17 protein-coding genes are annotated in these 18,533 nt (G+C 41.3%); 10 read left to right on the forward strand and 7 right to left on the reverse strand.

The window, feature by feature from the left end; genetic code table 11:
• Positions 1-4: 4 nt before the first annotated feature.
• From cobT to BM176_RS09085, 4 genes are read left to right on the forward strand one after another with little or no spacing between them, the layout of a single operon-like run.
• Positions 5-1,045, forward strand: a complete 1,041-nt coding sequence (gene cobT, locus BM176_RS09070) for a nicotinate-nucleotide--dimethylbenzimidazole phosphoribosyltransferase (RefSeq protein ID WP_090102044.1) — start codon at positions 5-7, stop codon at positions 1,043-1,045.
• Position 1,046: 1 nt separating this feature from the next.
• On the forward strand, positions 1,047-1,841 hold the full coding sequence (gene cobS, locus BM176_RS09075) for an adenosylcobinamide-GDP ribazoletransferase (RefSeq protein ID WP_090102053.1): 795 nt from the start codon (positions 1,047-1,049) through the stop codon (positions 1,839-1,841).
• On the forward strand, positions 1,823-2,335 hold the full coding sequence (cobC, locus tag BM176_RS09080; RefSeq protein WP_090102056.1) for an alpha-ribazole phosphatase family protein: 513 nt from the start codon (positions 1,823-1,825) through the stop codon (positions 2,333-2,335). The genes cobS and cobC overlap by 19 nt, the downstream gene beginning before the upstream one ends.
• On the forward strand, positions 2,332-2,910 hold the full coding sequence (locus BM176_RS09085; RefSeq protein WP_090102057.1) for a cob(I)yrinic acid a,c-diamide adenosyltransferase: 579 nt from the start codon (positions 2,332-2,334) through the stop codon (positions 2,908-2,910). The genes cobC and BM176_RS09085 overlap by 4 nt, the downstream gene beginning before the upstream one ends.
• Here BM176_RS09085 and BM176_RS09090 read toward each other — a convergent pair whose 3' ends face one another.
• From BM176_RS09090 to BM176_RS09100, 3 genes are all read right to left on the reverse strand, one after another.
• Positions 2,911-3,780 carry a hypothetical protein gene (locus BM176_RS09090; protein ID WP_143097760.1) on the reverse strand — a complete coding sequence of 290 codons (870 nt, stop codon included), beginning with the start codon at positions 3,778-3,780 and terminating at the stop codon, positions 2,911-2,913.
• Between the two features lie 46 nt (positions 3,781-3,826).
• A complete protein-coding gene (locus tag BM176_RS09095) occupies positions 3,827-4,009 on the reverse strand; it encodes a hypothetical protein (RefSeq protein WP_090102059.1) in 183 nt (60 codons plus the stop codon).
• Positions 4,010-4,086: 77 nt separating this feature from the next.
• Positions 4,087-4,842, reverse strand: coding sequence for a DeoR/GlpR family DNA-binding transcription regulator (locus BM176_RS09100; RefSeq protein ID WP_255373478.1), 756 nt, complete (start codon positions 4,840-4,842; stop codon positions 4,087-4,089).
• 184 nt (positions 4,843-5,026) lie between these two features.
• Here BM176_RS09100 and BM176_RS09105 point away from each other — a divergent pair, with 184 nt between their 5' ends.
• From BM176_RS09105 to BM176_RS09120, 4 genes are all read left to right on the forward strand, one after another.
• Positions 5,027-6,586, forward strand: a complete 1,560-nt coding sequence (locus BM176_RS09105) for a glycerol-3-phosphate dehydrogenase/oxidase (RefSeq protein ID WP_090102061.1) — start codon at positions 5,027-5,029, stop codon at positions 6,584-6,586.
• Positions 6,587-6,605: 19 nt separating this feature from the next.
• Positions 6,606-8,108: a glycerol kinase GlpK gene (gene glpK / locus BM176_RS09110; protein WP_090102062.1), complete on the forward strand. Its 1,503-nt coding sequence runs from the start codon at positions 6,606-6,608 to the stop codon at positions 8,106-8,108.
• Between the two features lie 111 nt (positions 8,109-8,219).
• Positions 8,220-8,951 (forward strand): MIP/aquaporin family protein, encoded by a 732-nt coding sequence (locus BM176_RS09115; protein WP_090102064.1) that lies wholly within the window; start codon positions 8,220-8,222, stop codon positions 8,949-8,951.
• Between the two features lie 138 nt (positions 8,952-9,089).
• Positions 9,090-9,851 (forward strand): hypothetical protein, encoded by a 762-nt coding sequence (locus BM176_RS09120; RefSeq protein WP_090102065.1) that lies wholly within the window; start codon positions 9,090-9,092, stop codon positions 9,849-9,851.
• Positions 9,852-10,124: 273 nt separating this feature from the next.
• Here BM176_RS09120 and cobN read toward each other — a convergent pair whose 3' ends face one another.
• From cobN to BM176_RS09135, 3 genes are all read right to left on the reverse strand, one after another.
• Entirely contained in the window at positions 10,125-13,910 is a 3,786-nt protein-coding gene (gene cobN / locus BM176_RS09125; RefSeq protein WP_090102066.1) for a cobaltochelatase subunit CobN, read from the reverse strand.
• 11 nt (positions 13,911-13,921) lie between these two features.
• Positions 13,922-14,971: a cobalamin biosynthesis protein CobW gene (cobW, locus tag BM176_RS09130; protein ID WP_090102067.1), complete on the reverse strand. Its 1,050-nt coding sequence runs from the start codon at positions 14,969-14,971 to the stop codon at positions 13,922-13,924.
• A 203-nt stretch (positions 14,972-15,174) separates the two neighbouring features.
• Positions 15,175-16,983, reverse strand: a complete 1,809-nt coding sequence (locus BM176_RS09135; RefSeq protein WP_090102068.1) for a M2 family metallopeptidase — start codon at positions 16,981-16,983, stop codon at positions 15,175-15,177.
• Positions 16,984-17,133: 150 nt separating this feature from the next.
• On the opposite strand from BM176_RS09135, the gene BM176_RS09140 reads away from it, so the two are divergent.
• Together BM176_RS09140 and BM176_RS09145 are read left to right on the forward strand one after the other, a co-directional pair.
• Positions 17,134-17,724 carry a TetR/AcrR family transcriptional regulator gene (locus tag BM176_RS09140; RefSeq protein ID WP_090102069.1) on the forward strand — a complete coding sequence of 197 codons (591 nt, stop codon included), beginning with the start codon at positions 17,134-17,136 and terminating at the stop codon, positions 17,722-17,724.
• Between the two features lie 3 nt (positions 17,725-17,727).
• Positions 17,728-18,099: a VOC family protein gene (locus tag BM176_RS09145; protein WP_090102070.1), complete on the forward strand. Its 372-nt coding sequence runs from the start codon at positions 17,728-17,730 to the stop codon at positions 18,097-18,099.
• 52 nt (positions 18,100-18,151) lie between these two features.
• Here the strand turns inward: BM176_RS09145 and BM176_RS09150 are convergent, their stop codons facing one another.
• Positions 18,152-18,529 (reverse strand): DoxX family protein, encoded by a 378-nt coding sequence (locus BM176_RS09150; RefSeq protein WP_090103327.1) that lies wholly within the window; start codon positions 18,527-18,529, stop codon positions 18,152-18,154.
• Between the last annotated feature and the right edge of the window lie 4 nt (positions 18,530-18,533).

Here is an 18,533-nt window from a genome sequence, read left to right on the forward strand (position 1 = left end):
ACAGATGAAAACGTTCAACATCAAACCCGTTAACAGGAACAACGCAGCGGCATTAGAACTGAAGATCAACTACAAAACGAAACCGCATGGTGCTTTAGGGTTGCTGGAAAAAACAGCCTTTCAGATCGGCTGTATCCAGGATACTTTAACACCTGCATTACATAGCCCTACTATCGTGGTATTTGCCGGTGATCATGGGATAGCCAGAGAAGGTGTTAGTCCGTTTCCGCAGGAAGTAACTTACCAGATGGTGTTTAATTTTTTACAGGGAGGTGCTGGTATTAATGTATTTGGTCAACAAAACGGGATAGCCATTAAGGTAGTAGATGCCGGTGTAAACTTCAACTTTGATCCACATCCAGACCTGATCAATGCAAAAATTGATATGGGTACCAAAAGTTACCTGGATGAACCGGCTATGACAGAAACACAATGCGCGGCCGCGATCAATAAGGGAGCCGAAATTGTACAGGATATTCATTCTGCCGGATGTAATGTGATTGGCTTTGGTGAAATGGGTATTGGCAATACATCTTCTGCTGCTATTATTATGAGCCTGTTATGTGAGCTTCCACTTGACCAATGTATTGGACGTGGTACGGGATTAAATGATGAAGGGCTGGAAAAGAAAAAAGCAATTCTGACAACAGCGATGACACGACAGAATGGTTTTGAAAAAACACCATTTAATATACTGAAAACCTTTGGAGGATTTGAAGTAGCTATGATATGTGGAGCCATGTTAAAAGCTGCGGAGTTACAGATGATCGTCCTGGTGGATGGATTTATCACGACTGCCGCATTGCTGGTAGCAGCAGCCATCAATTCGAATGTGACTGAATATTGCATCTTCTCTCATCAATCAAACGAGCAGGGACACCGCTTAATGCTTGAACACCTGAAAGCTGAGCCCTTACTACATCTTGGCTTACGCCTGGGAGAAGGCACGGGTGCTGCTGTAGCATATCCTGTTGTGCAATCAGCGGTTAATTTCTTAAACCAGATGGCAAGTTTTGAATCTGCCGGAGTATCCAATAAAGCATAATATGCAATTGATAAAAAACGAAATACGCGTATTCCTGGCAGCAGTCATGTTCTTTACGCGCATTCCTGTTCCTCACCATAATACGGCAGACCTGAATAGGGCCAGTCGTTATTTACCATTGGTGGGCATCATTGTAGGGCTGATCGGGGTCTTCATATTTTCAGTTGCACATTTTTTGTTTAAGGATTCTTTTATAGCCGCTTTTCTTTCCCTGGGAGCTACGTTGCTAGCAACAGGCGCTTTTCATGAAGATGGGTTAGCAGATGTAGCAGATGGTTTCGGCGGAGGCTGGACGAAAGTCCGGATTCTGGAGATTATGAAAGATTCACAGGTTGGTGCTTTCGGGGTTATTGCACTGATTATAGTGATTGGGTTAAAGATCTGTTTAGTTGCAAGGTTCGCAGATCTTTGTAGTTCTTTCAGATTTGGAATGATCTTTATTTCAGCACATTCTGTAAGCAGGATTATGCCAATATTTCTTTTACGGTTTATGCAATATTCACGTGAAGACGATACTTCGAAAATAAAGCCATTAGCTACAAAAATTAGCTGGTCTGGTTTAATTTGTGCCATTATACTGGGTATTTTACCCTTATTTATCTTAGTTTTTGTTTTTCATTTTACGCCTTATGTGTTCCTTAGCCTGGTTCCCTGTGGATTATTAACCTGGTATCTTGCAAGATATTTTAACAAATGGATCAATGGATATACAGGTGATTGCCTGGGTGCGATACAGCAATTAAATGAAATTTTGTTTTATTTATCAATACTTCTATTTTGGAGTTATTCTTCGTAAGACATATCAAACCGGCTATTGCAGCAGGTATCTGCTATGGGCAGATGGATGTTCCTGTTCCGGACGGCCATCAACCGGAAATCATTAAATTACTACCTACGGACTTTGATATTGTGTATACCAGTCCGCTTATCAGGTGTAAGTTATTAGCGGAACAGATATCTTCTACAGCGACTTCCGATACCCGCTTAATGGAATTGCATTTTGGAGATTGGGAGGGGATGAAATGGGATGATATTGATAGAATGGCATTAGATATCTGGGGAGAAAATTATATTGATTCTCCCCCACCTAATGGAGAATCATTGCTGGATTTGCTGGGAAGATTACAGTCGTTTATTCAGGAATTGAGTGAACTATCTTATAAAAAAGTAATTATAGTTACGCATGGAGGTATTATCCGCTGCGCCATGCATTTATTTAATGATATTCCTTTACATCAGGTGATGATGGAAAAGGTAGATTTTGGAGGAATTTATACATTTAAGCTATGAAGATTTATACAAAAAAAGGTGATAAGGGTACTACGGCATTATTTGGTGGCAGCCGTGTAGATAAAGACGATGTACGCGTGAATTGTTATGGTACGCTGGATGAAGTTAATTCTACTATTGGATTATTACGTGCTAAATTAGGTAATGACCATGAATGGCAGCCTAATCTACAAAAGATCCAGAAAGATATGATGGATATGATGTCGCACTTAGCGCGACCGTCGGATTGTAAGAAAGAGAATCCCAATCCGAAGCCAATTGATGGCGCTGAATTTTGTGAACAATGGATTGATGAACTGGAAGCGGCAATGACAAGCAAATCTGATTATTTTTTATTACCTGGTGGTAATGAAATATCAGCTCTATGTCATGTTGTAAGAACACAGATGCGCAGAGGTGAGCGACTGCTGGTAACACTAATGAAAGTGGATATAGTAGAGGATTATATTTCTGCATACATCAACCGTCTTTCTGACTTGTTCTTTATTCTTGGTCGCGCCGAAATGGATAAAGCAGGTGTAGCGGAAGAGAAATGGCAATTGTTTTTGTATAAGAGAAAGAAGCAGGTAGAATAGTTATAAAATAGAAACAGGCTCTCTGATAGGAACTGGAATCCTTTCATTTGTACCTTCGACATCATTATACTTCATGTATGTAATACCAATACTAACAATTTCCTTTCCTGGTATTGTAAAATTATGACTTGGAATTATCATTGTTCCACCTGAATTAGAATCATAGGAAACGGTAGTTGTTGTCGGAGCAGTATCAGTATTTTTATAAGTAAGCTGATTAGATCTTAAATCACGGCGTATAGCATCAGTCATGGTAATATAAGCTAAATTGTCTGTTTGCTCTATTACATCATAACATTTTAACCATCCGGTGTAAATCATGCTTGATTCTTTTGTCATAGCCAAAACTTCTACTACAATAAATGACAGTTCGTTTCTTTGATCAGGCGAGAGTAACATTCCTGAAAATAATTTGTACCAGATATTATTACCCATTAATAAACGAAATAACCATGGTTTACTACCAAAGTTGTAAACCAGCAGCAGGCCTAGTAAAAAAGCTATAAAGGCCTGGATAAATGTGTATACGAGGAAGGAGATTAGTTTAACTTCAAATTGCATCGCCTCCATATTTAATACATCATCTTTACCTGAAAAAACATTTAACAGCAAGCCAAAATCAATCTTACAGTGAAATATTTTTATAATTAGTAATGATACAAAATGAAGGAAAACTGGTATGATGGAAAACAGAAAAACTGTTTCTGTAAAGTTTAATTTAGAGAAAACTTTACTAACATTACTACCTATCAAATTTGTCTTGTTATCAAGCAAATAATCTTTCCGGATTGGCATTGATATTCCTATTCGAAAGAAGAAAGCCGGAAGTAACAGTAATATGATTAGTAGCGCACTGAGAGCTAAATTCATAGGAAATTGAGGATAACAATGATTGGGAATAACAAACTATAACTGACTATTGCTTTTTGGCTCTTTCAGGAAATGCTTTTAACATCAGTGCATCTACATCTATTTCCTTACCATCGCACGGAGAATAAAGTTTATATCCTAAACGCCTTTGATAATCATAAAATAATGCTCTTGATTTTAAAGAATCTTGCATTATCCGGTAACCTTCTTCGTTTAATAATGGTTCCATAAAGTATTGTTTTTTACAAATATAAATCCCGCAAGATAATTTTCAAAAATATTCTTTTGATAACCAACCATGTATGATCAGACTATTATCACTTCGATTCCCAGATTCTCCAGGTCATGAATCATGGTTTGACTGATACCATCATCCGTGATGATCTGATCGATATCATTCAGCGGGCAGATTTTTCCGAAACCCCTGCGACCAAATTTTGACGAGTCTGTAAGGATGATCGTTTTCTGTGCCGTACGGATCATTGCTTTGTTTAACAATGCTTCCATCATGTTGGAAGTAGTACAGCCCTGTTCCATATCGATTCCATCTACGCCAAGGAATAACTTGCTACAGGTGAAATTATCGAGAATGCTTTCAGCATAGTTACCGGTAACGGAAGTAGATGTTTTACGTACAACGCCTCCCAGTTGTACAATCTCAATATTAGGTTTATCGAGCAATGACATGGAGATGTTCATAGCAGAAGTAAGTACAGTCAGTTTCAGTTCGTCCGGGATAGCGCGGGCCAGTTGTAATACAGTGGTGCCGGAACCGATGATGATAGCATCATCTTGTTCTATCATTTCTGCTGCTCTTTTTCCAATACGGATTTTCTGATCTGCCAGGATATTTTCCTTTTCTCCCACACTACGGTCTTTACTGTACGGATTTGCCTGACTAATGTTCCCATGTGTACGAAACAGAAGTTTCTTATCTTCCAGGATCTTTAAATCTTTCCTGATAGTGACGGCAGAAACATCTAAAGCGTCGAACAGATCCGCAACCCGAACATTTCCTTCCGTTTGCAAACGTTCAAGAATATAGGCATGACGCTGTGACATTGAATCAAATTTCATAACAGTTTTAACATGGTTTGGTAAAATGCTGAACAATTACACAAGGTTAACGTTTTCCTAAAATAATAGCAAAACAAAGAAAAATTTGGAAATAATAACAAAACGAAACATATTTACATAACAAAAGGAAAGTAAAAGAAAGTTTCGATTGGTTTAAATTACTTATTTTATGGATAGATCACAGTTATTACAGCAATTATCCTCTGAAAGTCAATGGGATGTGATCATTATAGGCGGAGGCGCCACAGGTCTGGGAATAGCGATGGATGCAGCAACTCGTCAATATAAGACCCTATTAGTTGAACAGGCTGACTTTGCCAAAGGAACTTCCAGCAAAGCAACCAAACTGGTACACGGCGGAGTTCGTTATATGGCACAGGGCGACCTTGGACTTGTAAGGGAAGCCTGCCACGAAAGAGGATTACTCCTCAAAAATGCCCCTCATCTCACAAAAAACGAAACATTCATCATACCCAATTACTCCTGGTTTAATAATATCAAATATACTCTGGGATTGAAGTTTTACGACATGCTTGCCGGTAAACTCAGTCTGGGGGCTTCTAAATACATAAGCAAAAAGCATACTATCGAAGCCCTGCCCACTATACGGCAGGAAGGATTGAAAGGAGGTGTACTGTACCATGATGGGCAATTCGATGATTCCCGCCTGGCGCTGAACATTGCCCAGACGGCCATCGAAAATGGTGCAACTGTGCTGAACTACATGAAGGTAGAATCCCTGATAAAAGATAACAATAAGAAAGTAGTAGGGATTATTTCGAAAGACATAGAAACCGGAATTACCTATAAAGCGGTAGGAAAAGTAGTAATTAATGCTACCGGGGTGTATGTTGATAATATCCTTCATATGGACAGGCCGGATGCGCCACATATGGTACGCCCTAGTCAGGGAGTGCATATTACACTCAGCCGCTCCTTTTTGCCCGGAGAAAATGCTTTGATGATACCGGAAACAGACGATGGAAGAGTACTCTTTGCGGTGCCCTGGCATGATAAACTGATTGTAGGAACTACAGATACTATCCGGGATCATCCGGAACTGGAACCACATGCATTAGATAAAGAAATTGAATTTATCCTTTCTACTGCCGGGAAGTACCTTGTTAAGAAACCACTCCGCTCAGATGTGCAAGCCGTTTTTGCGGGCTTGCGACCATTAGCAGCACCTGCAAAAGAAGGAGCTAAAACTAAAGAAATATCACGCAGTCATAAGATCATCATATCTGATTCCGGTCTGATCACCATTACCGGCGGTAAATGGACCACCTTCCGGCGGATGGCACAGGATACCGTACAGAAAGCCATTGAGAAAGGGTTCATTCCTAATAAAACTTGTGTAACAGAACATCTGCATATACATGGGTATTCCGGTATTGATCACAAAGATCCTTTGCATTTTTACGGATCTGATCTGGCAGAGATTCAGAAACTCATAGCTGCCAATCCTGCTCTCGGAGAAAAGTTGCTTCCACAATATCCATACACTAAAGCGCTGGTAGTATGGGCCGTAAAGAACGAGTATGCAAGACATGTGGAAGATGTGCTGGGACGCCGTTTCCGTCTGTTATTCCTGGATGCACGTGCGGCTGTTTCGGCAGCTCCTGAAGTAGCCCGGATTATGGCAGATGAATTAGGCCGTGATGCCGGTTGGATTCAAAACGAGATCAATGATTTTACTCAATTAGCCAAAGGATATACGTTAATCTAATCACATAAAATTTTGCTTTATGAGCACAACAGAAAAGTTCATACTTGCCCTAGATCAGGGCACTACTTCTTCACGTGCAATTATTTTTAACCATGCAGGTGAAATTGTAGCCGTCGCACAAAAACCGTTTGAACAGATCTTTCCTCAACCGGGATGGGTAGAACATGATGCCAACGAAATATGGTATAGCCAATCATCTGTGGCTGCAGAAGTAATAGCTAAAGCAAACCTGAATGGTACCAATATTGCAGCTATTGGGATTACAAATCAACGGGAAACGGCTGTTGTATGGGACAGAGCAACCGGCACACCTATATATAATGCAATTGTGTGGCAGGACAGGCGTACGGCTAAATATTGCGACGAGCTGAAGGAGAAAGGCTTATCAGACAAGATAAAAGCAAAAACCGGACTTGTTATCGATGCTTACTTTTCCGGCACAAAAGTGAAATGGATTCTTGATAATGTGGAAGGCGCGAGGGAAAGAGCAGAGAAAGGAGAACTTTGTTTTGGTACGATCGATAGCTGGCTGATATGGAAATTTACCCGTAGTGAAATGCATATCACTGATGTAACGAATGCCTGTCGCACGCTATTATTTAACATTCACACCATGCAATGGGATAAGGAACTACTTGAACTCCTCACCATCCCCGAAAGCATGTTACCGGAAGTAAGAGAAAGCAGTGAAATATATGGCAATACCGCCACTACCCTCTTTGCGACTAAAATCCCTATTGCAGGAATTGCAGGAGATCAGCAGGCAGCGTTGTTTGGCCAGATGTGTGTAGAAGAAGGTATGGCCAAGAATACTTATGGTACAGGATGTTTTATGCTGATGAATACCGGCAATAAACCTGTGCCTTCCAAAAACAATTTACTGACAACTGTTGCCTGGAAAATAAAAGGTCAGGTAACGTATGCACTGGAAGGAAGCGTGTTTGTAGGCGGAGCAGCAATACAATGGTTACGCGATGGGCTTGGTATTATCAAAACTGCCGCTGAAAGTGAAACCCTTGCAGCATCTGTGAAAGATAATGGCGGTGTATATTTCGTGCCCGCATTAACCGGCCTTGGCGCACCTTACTGGGATCAATATGCCCGTGGTGCAATCTTAGGAATTACCCGTGGTACAACGTCTGCACATATTGCACGTGCTGCATTGGAAGGAATTGCATTCCAGGTGAACGATCTGTTGCGCAGCATGGAATCTGATTCCGGAAAAAAATCAACAGAACTAAGAGTAGATGGAGGTGCAGTGGCAAACAATGCATTGATGCAATTCCAGTCAGACATTTTTGGCAGTAATGTAACACGTCCACGGATACTCGAAACAACGGCTTTAGGAGCAGCTTATCTCGCAGGACTTGCGGTAGGTTACTGGGATAACGTTGACGAAGTGAAAAAGCAGTGGGCCGTTGAAAGAAAATTTGAACCTGAAATGAAAAAAGAGGATACTGAAAAACTACTTCATTTCTGGAAAAAAGCAGTAGAAAAAGCTCAAGGATGGTCTGAAGAATAAGAATCACACGCGCAGTTCCACAACTCCACGTTAAAGAAGACATTTCTGCCAACTTTAAGATTCATTCAGACATCCTTGCATTAGCATTGATAACTTTTTAATGTATTAATTATGACACCCTTTATTGCAGAGATAATTGGCACCGCCCTCCTGATACTCCTGGGCAATGGCGTAGTAGCCAACGTTGTATTAAAAGATACTAAAGGTAATAGCGGTGGATGGATCGTTATTACCACCGCATGGGCTTTTGCAGTGTTCGTAGGTGTTGTTGTCGCGGGGCCATACAGCGGGGCGCATCTTAACCCTGCTGTTACCCTTGCGCTTGCCATAGCCGGCAAGTTTCCCTGGGCTGATGTGCCAACATATATTGCCGGGGAATTTATTGGTGCTATGATAGGAGCATTCTTTGTATGGCTCACATATAAAGATCACTTTGACCGTACCGAAGATGGTGGTACAAAAATGGCGGCTTTCTGCACCGCTCCTGCTATCAGGAATACCGGCATTAATTTTATCAATGAAGTAGTAGGCACCTTTGTGCTTATCATCAGTATTTTATACATCACAGGGGCCGAAATAACGCCTACGCACCAACCTGTAGGAATGGGTTCAATAGGAGCATTACCTGTATCCATAGTTGTATGGGTGATTGGCCTTTCCTTAGGAGGAACTACCGGATATGCCATTAATCCGGCAAGGGATCTTGGGCCCAGGATTATACATGCACTCCTGCCAATTAAGGCTCAGAAGGCCGGCAGCGACTGGGGATATGCCTGGATTCCTGTGCTGGGACCGATACTGGGAGCCTCCCTGGCTGCTGTTGTTTTCCTGTCATTAAAATAATACCATCTCCTGAATCTTTCGTAAATGCAGACTAACCGGCTGCACGCCGGTTAGTTATTTGTTCTAAACACTAGTTTACCATTAAAAAAAAGGTACCAGAAGCCTCTCTGGTTTACCTGTCATTAAATAACAGACATCATGAAAACATTCTTAAATGCGGGCCTGCTGGCTGCCTGCCTGACAATCGTTTGCCTAAACGGAAACGCACAGGATAAGGACTCTCTTCCTGTTAAGAAATACCAGCCTTTTAATGTAAATCTACAAGTGAGGAGTCTATATTTATGGCGCGGTTTTAAAGTCTCCAATGCGCCCATCACAGATGTTGACATGTACTACATATCTAAAGATGGACACTTCCAGGCAGGCTTCTGGGGCGGCGCCAGCTTCACCGGAGATTACAAAGAGTTTGATTACTACGTGAAATATACTGCAGGAAACTTCAGCGCGGCAATATGGGATATTAACAACTTCAGTAATTATCCGAATGCTAATATCTTCGATTACAGCAAGGATAGTACTTCTCACTTTATTGATGTAGGTGTAGCCTATAAGATTCCGATGAAGTTACCGCTTACCGTTAGCTGGAATACGATTATACTGGGTAGAGATACATATAGAAATAAGAATGGCGATCTGACAAATGCCTATTCACATTATGTACAACTTGATCAGGCACTTTATATTGCTGATACTTATAACGTGCATGCTTTTGTTGGTGGTGGATTTGCGTTTGGATTACAGAAGAATTTTTACGGAGATCATCCTAATGTAGTGAATGCGGGGATTACAGTGAACAAAGATCTGACGGTGTTTAAGTATCATATTCCGGTGTCGGCCACTGCGATGTTAAGTCCGGAACATAAGTATGGGGCTTTGCAGCTGATTGCGAATATATTTTAGTTAGTTTGGTTCTTTTTATATAGCCAGACGGCGTCGGGGTATATAAAAAGAACCATTCTCATGCGGAAAAAGATTATGCTGTCGCGTTGGATTCATGTAGGATTGTGGGCTGTACCCGTTTGACAGTAATTCTATCTGGCTTTATCAAACGTATGGACTTTAGAACATCAATTGGACGATATCAAGCGTGTGTCAAATGGCCAAGGCCCACAATTACCCACCCGAAGCCTCAGATATTCAGACTACCTGCAAACATTGTCTTAAGTCAATTATTTATATTTCCGTTTCTACAAAAAGTGCCTGTAAACGTTCCAGTGTTTCTGGTTTGGGTTCTTTCCACATACCCCGTTGTACAGCTTCCAGCATCCTTTCTGTCATATCTTTTAAAGCCCAGGGGTTTACCTGTTCAATAAATTCCCGGTTGTCTTCATTGAATAAATATTCCTGTGTGATGCCTTCATACATAAAGTCATCTACCAGGTTGGTAGTAGCATCATAAGCAAACAGGTAGTCCATCGTGGCGGCCATCTCAAAAGCACCTTTATATCCATGCCGTTTTACCCCTTCTATCCATTTGGGATTGATGACCCGTGAACGGTATACTTTCAGTAATTCTTCTTTGAGTGTTTTCACCTTCGGGTTTTCAGGACGGGCATGGTCACCGAAATAAATAGCCGGCTGCTCCCCTTTTATGGATTGCACCGCATTCGCCATTCCTCCCTGGAACTGGTAGTAGTCGTCTGAATCCAGGATATCATGTTCGCGATTGTCCTGGTTGTGCATCACGATCTGGATATCTGACAAGCGTTTTTCAAATACTTCGTGTGCTGATTCTCCGATACGATCGCTTCCATAGGCATAACCGCTCCAATTGATATATACTTTGGCAAGGTCTTCTTTTGTTTGCCAGTTCTTTTCATCTATTACAGCCTGTAAGCCTGCACCATAAGCGCCCGGCTTAGATCCGAATACACGGAATAATGCCCGTTTGTGCGCTTTACTTTCATCAACTCCCTTATCCTTCCATTCCTGTTTTTCTTTCAGGAAACGCTTGCGGACAGGATTCTGATCCAGTGGTTCGTCTAGCTGTGCTATCCTTTCCACAATAGCATTGAATAAGGAAATCACGTCCGGGAAAGCATCTCTGAAGAACCCCGAAATCCTTAACATCACATCTATACGTGGCCTTCTTAGCAAGATGAGGGGGATGATTTCGAAATCAGATACTCTTCTGTTTGCCATCTGCCAGACCGGCTTCACACCCATTAAAGCAAATGCCTGAGCAATATCATCGCCACCGGTACGCATGGTAGAAGTGCCCCAAACGGACACGCCTATTGATTCAGGATAATCTCCATGCTCCTGCAGATATCTGTTGATTATTAAATTTGCACTTTTCAGACCCAGATTATACGCTGTTTCTGTAGGAATGGTACGAACATCCACAGAATAGAAGTTACGCCCTGTAGGCAGTACATCAAGCCTTCCGCGCGTAGGTGCTCCTGAACTGCCGGAAGGCACATAGTATCCGTTCAATCCGGTTAAGAGGTTGCCTATTTCTTTGGTGGTAAGGCGTATTTTGGGAAGTGTATCTTCCAGAATAAATTTACAATGAGCAGTTGTAAGTTGATACTGCATTGATTCTGTAAGCTTACCCGAATCGGTTGAATCGCCTGACAGTAATTCCGTAAGTATTGATCTGATTAATAATTCCAGTACTTCAACAGCATCTCCAATGATTCTGCAATCGGTAAACAGCGGATTGCCTGTCATTGAAAATGGTTCCTTATAATCACAGTTCAGGGGATCAAATGGTAATTGTAAATCCTTTGCCAGAGATTGTGTAATCCCTGCTTGTCCTGATACCGGTACGCGGTGCAATGCTATCAGCAGATCGATTAACTGATCGCCCTCAGGTGCCTTGCCCAGAATATGCAGTCCGTCGCGGATTTGAGCTTCTTTCAGTTCACACAGGTAACCATCCAGTTTAACCAATAGTTCATCAATATCATTGACAGATGATTGCAGGTCTGTTTCCAGGTTAGCCTCACTTACCAGTTGTTTGATCTTTGTTTTGATGCTGGCCGTCCGCTTAGGATCTATATTATATGCTTCGTAATATTCATCGATTAAATGTTCCAGTTTCGTTAACGCGCCATAACTCTCAGCCCTTGTCATAGGGGGAATCAGATGGTCAATGATAACAGCATGATTCCTTCTTTTTGCCTGCGTTCCTTCTCCCGGATCGTTGACGATGAACGGATAGAAGTGAGGGATGGGATTGAGCAATGCCGCAGGGAAACAGCTATCTTTACTTAAAGCAACACTTTTACCCGGCAGCCATTCCAGGTTGCCATGTTTACCTACATGGATCACAGCATCTGCATTAAACACATTGTTCACCCAAAAATAGTAGGCAAGGTAAGCGTAGGTAGGCGCTAGATCGGGCGAATGATAGATCGCCTTTGCATCCTGATTATATCCACGCGAAGGTTGGATACTCACAAAGATGTTTCCCAGTAAAAATCCGGGGATGATAAAAGCATCCTCATTATAATTTGGTGAGTTTTCCGGCTTGCCCCATTGCTGTGTTACTTTCTGTTGTAATGCGGAAGAAAGCTGGTTGAAGTGATGAGAAAACTGTTCCACAGAAAGGCTTACCTGATAGGGCCTGTAGAGCGAAGTATCTGTATCGTTGGTAACATAGTGTGTAATCAGTGCTATCAGTTCTGCACTGTTGGCCGGGATAAATTCCCCCACGTGATAAGCGTGTTGTTGCAAAGCATGCAGGATCTCTATGATGCTGGCCGGAGTATCGAGACCCACGCCATTTGCGAGACGGCTATCCTTATTGGGATAGTTGGGCATGATGAGTGCAATATTCTTTTCCTGGTTCGTTTTGTATTTGAGTGTGATCCATTTCCGGGCAAATTCCACTACTACATCACAACCTTCCGGATGGCTACTGTACTTCAGCAGATCTGAATCTGTCAGTGCATCTTTACCCAATGATGATTTGAAGGAAACCGCTGTAGTGATAATACGCCCATCGATTTCCGGCAGGGCAATATTCATGGCCACATCTGTAGGCGTTAAGCCAAACAGGTTTTCCTCCCATATTTCCCGGGTGCAGGATGCAAAAATAGCCTGGATAACAGGTGCATTTATTTTAAGGAAGATGAACTGATCATCTTCTTTATCACTTAATGATTTTATGGAAAAACTTGTAGTGTTAATGATTACATCAATAACGCGTGTATTCCTGTTAGTGAGCAGATCAAATAATTCATCGCAGGTATGCTGATCCCGTAAATTGTTCACAAAAGCAATCACAGGATTGACCTTACTGTTGCTTAGCTGTTCTGCGAGATAATATACCGGCTCCAGGTTATCTGCAAGGTAATGAGTCTGGTATACCAGGATTACGACATTAGGCAGATTATTATTACAAATAACTGTCTGTTCTTCCTGGGAGATAATTCCCTTTACAGGATGGAATAAAAAAAGATCCGCAATACGTTGAGGGGCTATAAATGAATATTGTAAATTAAAAACAGCTTTGAAGATATATTTCAGGCCGTTAATAAGGTTCTGTTTCCCACCAGCACATAAATATTTCCAAACGGTATCGGCAATATTTGCCTCTACCGTAGAGCTGTTCAGCAGTTCAATATCTGGAGCATCATACCCTGGGAGGAATAATACGGGGATTTTCTTTTGTTCACATATAATACTAATGGCTTCAAAGAGATATGGGTAATAATTCCTACCACCCAGTAAGCGGCAAACGACCAGCTTAGCCTCCCCTATCACTTCTTCAACGTATTTGTCAATCGTTAGTTCCTGTTTAAGGTAAACAAGATTGGCAATACGCAGTGAGGGAATGTCTGATTGACCGTTTGCAGCTGACTGGTGAATTTCCCTGTATGCATTATTCAGTGAATGTATTTCTGTATCGGCAGCCGAGAGAAATACAATATCACCGGGTGTCTGCTCTATATGAAAAACGCCTTCGGCATTAGGATTCCAGCCTCCTGGAATAGTAGGAATTAAGTGCAATTATTTTCTGTTTAGTTTTCTGAGCTGATTATTAACCTTTCATTGATGATCGATTCCAGGTTCTTTTCGTGCAGTTCATCGCCAATGATCACGAGGCTTGTTTTACGGGTTTCGCCCTCTTTCCATTTACGGTCGAAATAATGTTCGAACCGGCTGGAAACACCCTGTAATACCACACGCATGGGTTTATTCTCTATATTAACAAACCCTTTCACACGGTAGATCTCATGTTCTTCTATCAGTTCTTTCAGTATTTCCACGAGGCTTTCGGGAGTATGAGGCGTATTGATATTTACCACTACTGAATCGATATGATCGTCATGTTCATGTTCCAGGCCATTGGCATGATCTTCTTCATGATGAGAATGGCGGCTTTCCAGATCGTTTTCTGCCGCGGCATTAACACCCAGCAGGATACCAGTTGCCAGCACTCCATTGGAAGCAGATACCATTTTCACATTAGGACGTACTTTATTAGCGATAATGGCTTTAACAGCTTCGAAATCTGTTTCGCCGATCAGGTCCTTTTTGGTCATTACTACCAGGTCTGCACAGGATAGCTGGTCTTCAAATAATTCCTCGATTGGTGTTTCATGATCAAGGGAGTCATCTGCAAGGCGCTGTGCCTGTACGCGTTCCCTGTCGCAGATTTCACCTGTAGCCTGGCCGACTGCATCTACGACGGTCACTACGGCATCCACGGTAATTTGTGGTTTCAGTTCAGGCCAGTTGAAAGCATGTAACAATGGCTTAGGTAAAGCCAGTCCGGATGTTTCGATGATGATATGATCAATGGTATCTTTACGTTCCATCAGTTTCAGCATTACAGGAAGGAACTCTTCCTGTACGGTACAGCAAAGGCAGCCATTGCTCAGTTCAAGTACATCATCTTCATTCGTACAACAGGACTTCAGGATTTCACCATCAATTCCCATTTCACCAAATTCATTTACGATCACAGCCAGCCGACGGCCTTCTGCATTTTGAATGAGATTACGGATCAGGGTGGTTTTTCCAGAGCCTAAGAAACCTGTTATTATTGTTACCGGAATTTTATTCATAATCAATTTTTTAGAGGCACTAAAATACGTTATATTCTTAAATCTGAAAGTTTAGTATAATCTTCCACGTATGCAGCTGAGGTCTATCCAACAGCTGCAATACTTCCGGCCCGCCGGGTTTTGTTATTATTATCGCCTTCATTAGTTGTTTTAATTTTAGATCAGCTCATTGAGATTCAACGGCAGCAGTAAAAATCGTCCAATTAATGTTTTTCCTGCAATGTGTACTTGCGCCCCTCATTCACTTTTTTCAGATAACTCATTAGTGGAGCAAAATAATCAACCATTGCCTTAGCGCTCATCTCACTATGGATAGACGATTTTTGTAGTTCACGCCAATCCGCGCTTGCTCCAGGTTTCATTATTTTGTGCAGGAAATTGCCTACTGCTTTATTGCCCCAGTAATTGGTAGCATGCGGGTTCTGATGCAAAATACTGTCGGCAATATAGGTATGAAACTGGAACACCAGTACATTTGCAATTGAGTAATCATAGTACTGAGCCGGATCATCATTAATATGCGTTTTTGTAGCAGCATCGCAATATTCTTCTCCACGAGGTGAGGAAGGTACTATCCCCTGATATTCTTTTACAAGATCCCACCAGAGTTTATTATATTGGTCTTTCGGCAGTTTTTTAGCATACAGATTATATTCGAATTCCGTCATTACCCCGCTACCCCATGGAATGTTTACGATATAACTCAGAGCTTCTTTCAGTAGTTTCAATGTATCATTGGTAGGGATATTTTTCTTAATCAATCCCAGATTTTCCAGGAAGGGCTTTTGCAGCGATGCTAGTCCCATCATGGTTCCAAATGCTTCATGATATCCTCTGTTGGCACCAGCACGTAAAATAAGAGGAACTTCTGGATTGGAGTAAGACTGGTAATAATAGATATGTCCGAATTCGTGTAATACAGTACTCCAGTATTCTGTTGTAGGTGTAATGCTTTGCAGTGAGCGTACATCCTGATCCAGGTCAAGATGCCATGCAGAAGCATGATTATTTTTGGTAAAAGGAGAATCTACAGGAACGGGATATAAGCTGCTCTTTTCCCAGAAGGATGCAGGCAGTGAATCAAAACCAATACTCTTATAGAATCTTTCCCCTTCATGCGCCATCCATTCAGGACCGTGGGTTTTTAATACCGAATCAATGCTCAATCCTTTAACATCAACTAATGCGGACCAGTCCTGTCCCCAGCGGTTAGGTAACCATTCTGCCGGGATATAATCCGGCACCGGCTGTTTATATTTAGCGGCCAGTTCATAACGCGCCCAGGTATGTAGTTCCCTGTAGAGTGGCCAAACTTCCTTTATGAACTGATGTGTTATCTGCAGAATCTCATCTTCACCCATTCCATACTCACGGGCATTATAATCGAAGAAGTCTTTATAACCGAGAGGTGTTACAGAAGCATTACGCAGGTATTGCAGGGAGTCCAGCCCATCTTTCAATACTTTACCCACTTCTTTACTCGCAAGCCATGCTTTAAGACGTTGTTTAGGATCTGTAGACGATTCCAGTAAAGCATCAATATCGCCAGTTGTAACTGGTTTCCCATCGATGCTGAATTTAAAGCCAAACAGTGCTGAAGTTTGCTTGTTATTAGCTATGATTCTGCGGTTAACAATATCCCCTGCCACAGCAGGGTTGTTACCCGCATTAAACAGTATCACTTCAAACTGGCGAACCTGTAAAGGGGTGAGCTGGTCTTTTATAGCCAGGTATTTTTTCGATGAATCAATATTAATTTTGCTACCGGTGAACTGCGCTATTGCTTTATCGGCAGCATCTGCCAGTTGTCCGGTAATGGTATCTCCCTTTACAATACGGGTGTTCAGTTTCCACTGAGCAAGATTATCAGCATAACATAACTCCTGATATTGTTTATTGTAGCCATCCAGGTATGTTTGCGCCTGTTGTTGTACTAACTGATGATTGTCTGGTGTATTACAGGCTGCCAACAATAAAGCAATACCTGTACCCATGATAAAAATGTTATTCATGTGGGAAAGATTTAGAGGCACTAAATTTAATGCTAGTTTTTCATATTCCAGTCACTTCGTTTTAAAAGGCCTTATACGAATGCCAGTGGTCGGGTATTTTTTTAATAATTTCTTTTAAGTGAACGAACATTCATTTATATTTGCATTATTATGCGTGTTCTTAATGAAGCTAAAAAGGAAACGGTAAGGGATACCGCCTTACAAATGATTGTTGAAGAGGGATTTAAGGGGCTTAGTATGCAGAAGCTGGCAAAAGCGGCCGACATTTCTCCTGCCACTATTTACATCTATTATAAAGACCGGGAAGATCTCCTGAATCAATTGTATCTATATGTATATAATACGTCTAATCATTCTGCGCTGGAGAATTTCTCAGCAGATATGCCATTCAGTGAAGGCATGAAAGTATTATGGTTAAACCGGTTTAATTATTTTACTGCTCATCCTTATCATTCCTTTTTCCTGGAACAGTTTATTAATTCGCCCTTAATCACGGCAGCAGTCCAATTGGAAGACAATACCTACAGAACGCAGATGAAAGCGTTCTATAGTAATGCTGTAAAAAAGGGGGAAGTAAAAAAGCTGGATATTGAAATCTATTGGTCAATTGCTTTCTCACCGCTATATCAACTTATTAAATTCCATAATCAGAAAGGTCCTCATCCTCAGAAACCAAAAGGCATTACCCGGAATAAGGTATTGCAATGTCTGGAGATGGTACTAACCGCTTTAAAACCTTAACCTATGAGATTAAATCACATCAACTTAACAGTTAAAGACGTGCCTTCTGCACGATCTTTCTTTGAAACTTATATGCAGTTTCAATCTGCAGACAGTAAACCTAATGATACATTATCTGTGCTAAACGGACCCGATGGATTTGTGCTGGTACTGATGAATGAGCGCCTTAATCAGCAGGGTAATACTTCCTACCCTGATGCTTTTCATATAGGTTTCTATCTGAAGAATGAAGCAGAAGTATTATCGCTTTTCGAAGATCTTAAAAAAGGTGGAATAACGCTGGAGCAGGAACCACAAAGGATCAGGAAGACCTTTGGTTTTTATTTTCATCTGCAGAATATCTTAGTAGAAATAGCTGTGGAACTGAGTGAATAAAGAGTGATAAATAGGAAAAGACAATCCTGGCGATTGTCTTTTCCTATTTAAATTAAGCTTTTTGCCCCTGTAATTTATGCCATGTGATATAAGAAATAACCAGGACTACAAACATTATAACCGGGAAAAGTGCTTCAGGTTTAAGTCCATCCACGGCAATAATTCCAATCGTGGCTGATATAAAATCAATACCAAAAGCAACGTATGCCCACTCTTTAATGCGATTAGGCAAGAATGGCAGAATCAGGATGATTCCTCCTATGAATTTACCAATACTTAATTCCCAGTGAAACCACATTGGTAATCCCATATGTTCGGTTCCTTTTAAAGCCATTTCGCTTTTCACGAAGAAAATACCGGGGAGGATAAATGCTGCCAGAAGGCCGGTAGTAAACCAATAAATAATTTTGATCTTTTTGTTGCTTTGCATGTTA

This window comes from Chitinophaga sp. CF118 (assembly GCF_900112615.1).
GTDB lineage: Bacteria > Bacteroidota > Bacteroidia > Chitinophagales > Chitinophagaceae > Chitinophaga.

What these genes read in the sequence shown, in the direction of transcription:
- BM176_RS09135 (WP_090102068.1), bottom strand. Translation starts at nt 16,983, where the DNA reads ATGAATAACATTTTTATCATGGGTACAGGTATTGCTTTATTGTTGGCA.
- BM176_RS09150 (WP_090103327.1), bottom strand. Translation starts at nt 18,529, where the DNA reads ATGCAAAGCAACAAAAAGATCAAAATTATTTATTGGTTTACTACCGGC.
- BM176_RS09140 (WP_090102069.1), top strand. Translation starts at nt 17,134, where the DNA reads ATGCGTGTTCTTAATGAAGCTAAAAAGGAAACGGTAAGGGATACCGCC.
- cobW (WP_090102067.1), bottom strand. Translation starts at nt 14,971, where the DNA reads ATGAATAAAATTCCGGTAACAATAATAACAGGTTTCTTAGGCTCTGGA.
- BM176_RS09090 (WP_143097760.1), bottom strand. Translation starts at nt 3,780, where the DNA reads ATGAATTTAGCTCTCAGTGCGCTACTAATCATATTACTGTTACTTCCG.
- BM176_RS09145 (WP_090102070.1), top strand. Translation starts at nt 17,728, where the DNA reads ATGAGATTAAATCACATCAACTTAACAGTTAAAGACGTGCCTTCTGCA.
- BM176_RS09100 (WP_255373478.1), bottom strand. Translation starts at nt 4,842, where the DNA reads ATGTCACAGCGTCATGCCTATATTCTTGAACGTTTGCAAACGGAAGGA.
- BM176_RS09120 (WP_090102065.1), top strand. Translation starts at nt 9,090, where the DNA reads ATGAAAACATTCTTAAATGCGGGCCTGCTGGCTGCCTGCCTGACAATC.
- BM176_RS09095 (WP_090102059.1), bottom strand. Translation starts at nt 4,009, where the DNA reads ATGGAACCATTATTAAACGAAGAAGGTTACCGGATAATGCAAGATTCT.
- cobS (WP_090102053.1), top strand. Translation starts at nt 1,047, where the DNA reads ATGCAATTGATAAAAAACGAAATACGCGTATTCCTGGCAGCAGTCATG.
- BM176_RS09105 (WP_090102061.1), top strand. Translation starts at nt 5,027, where the DNA reads ATGGATAGATCACAGTTATTACAGCAATTATCCTCTGAAAGTCAATGG.
- cobT (WP_090102044.1), top strand. Translation starts at nt 5, where the DNA reads ATGAAAACGTTCAACATCAAACCCGTTAACAGGAACAACGCAGCGGCA.
- glpK (WP_090102062.1), top strand. Translation starts at nt 6,606, where the DNA reads ATGAGCACAACAGAAAAGTTCATACTTGCCCTAGATCAGGGCACTACT.
- BM176_RS09085 (WP_090102057.1), top strand. Translation starts at nt 2,332, where the DNA reads ATGAAGATTTATACAAAAAAAGGTGATAAGGGTACTACGGCATTATTT.
- BM176_RS09115 (WP_090102064.1), top strand. Translation starts at nt 8,220, where the DNA reads ATGACACCCTTTATTGCAGAGATAATTGGCACCGCCCTCCTGATACTC.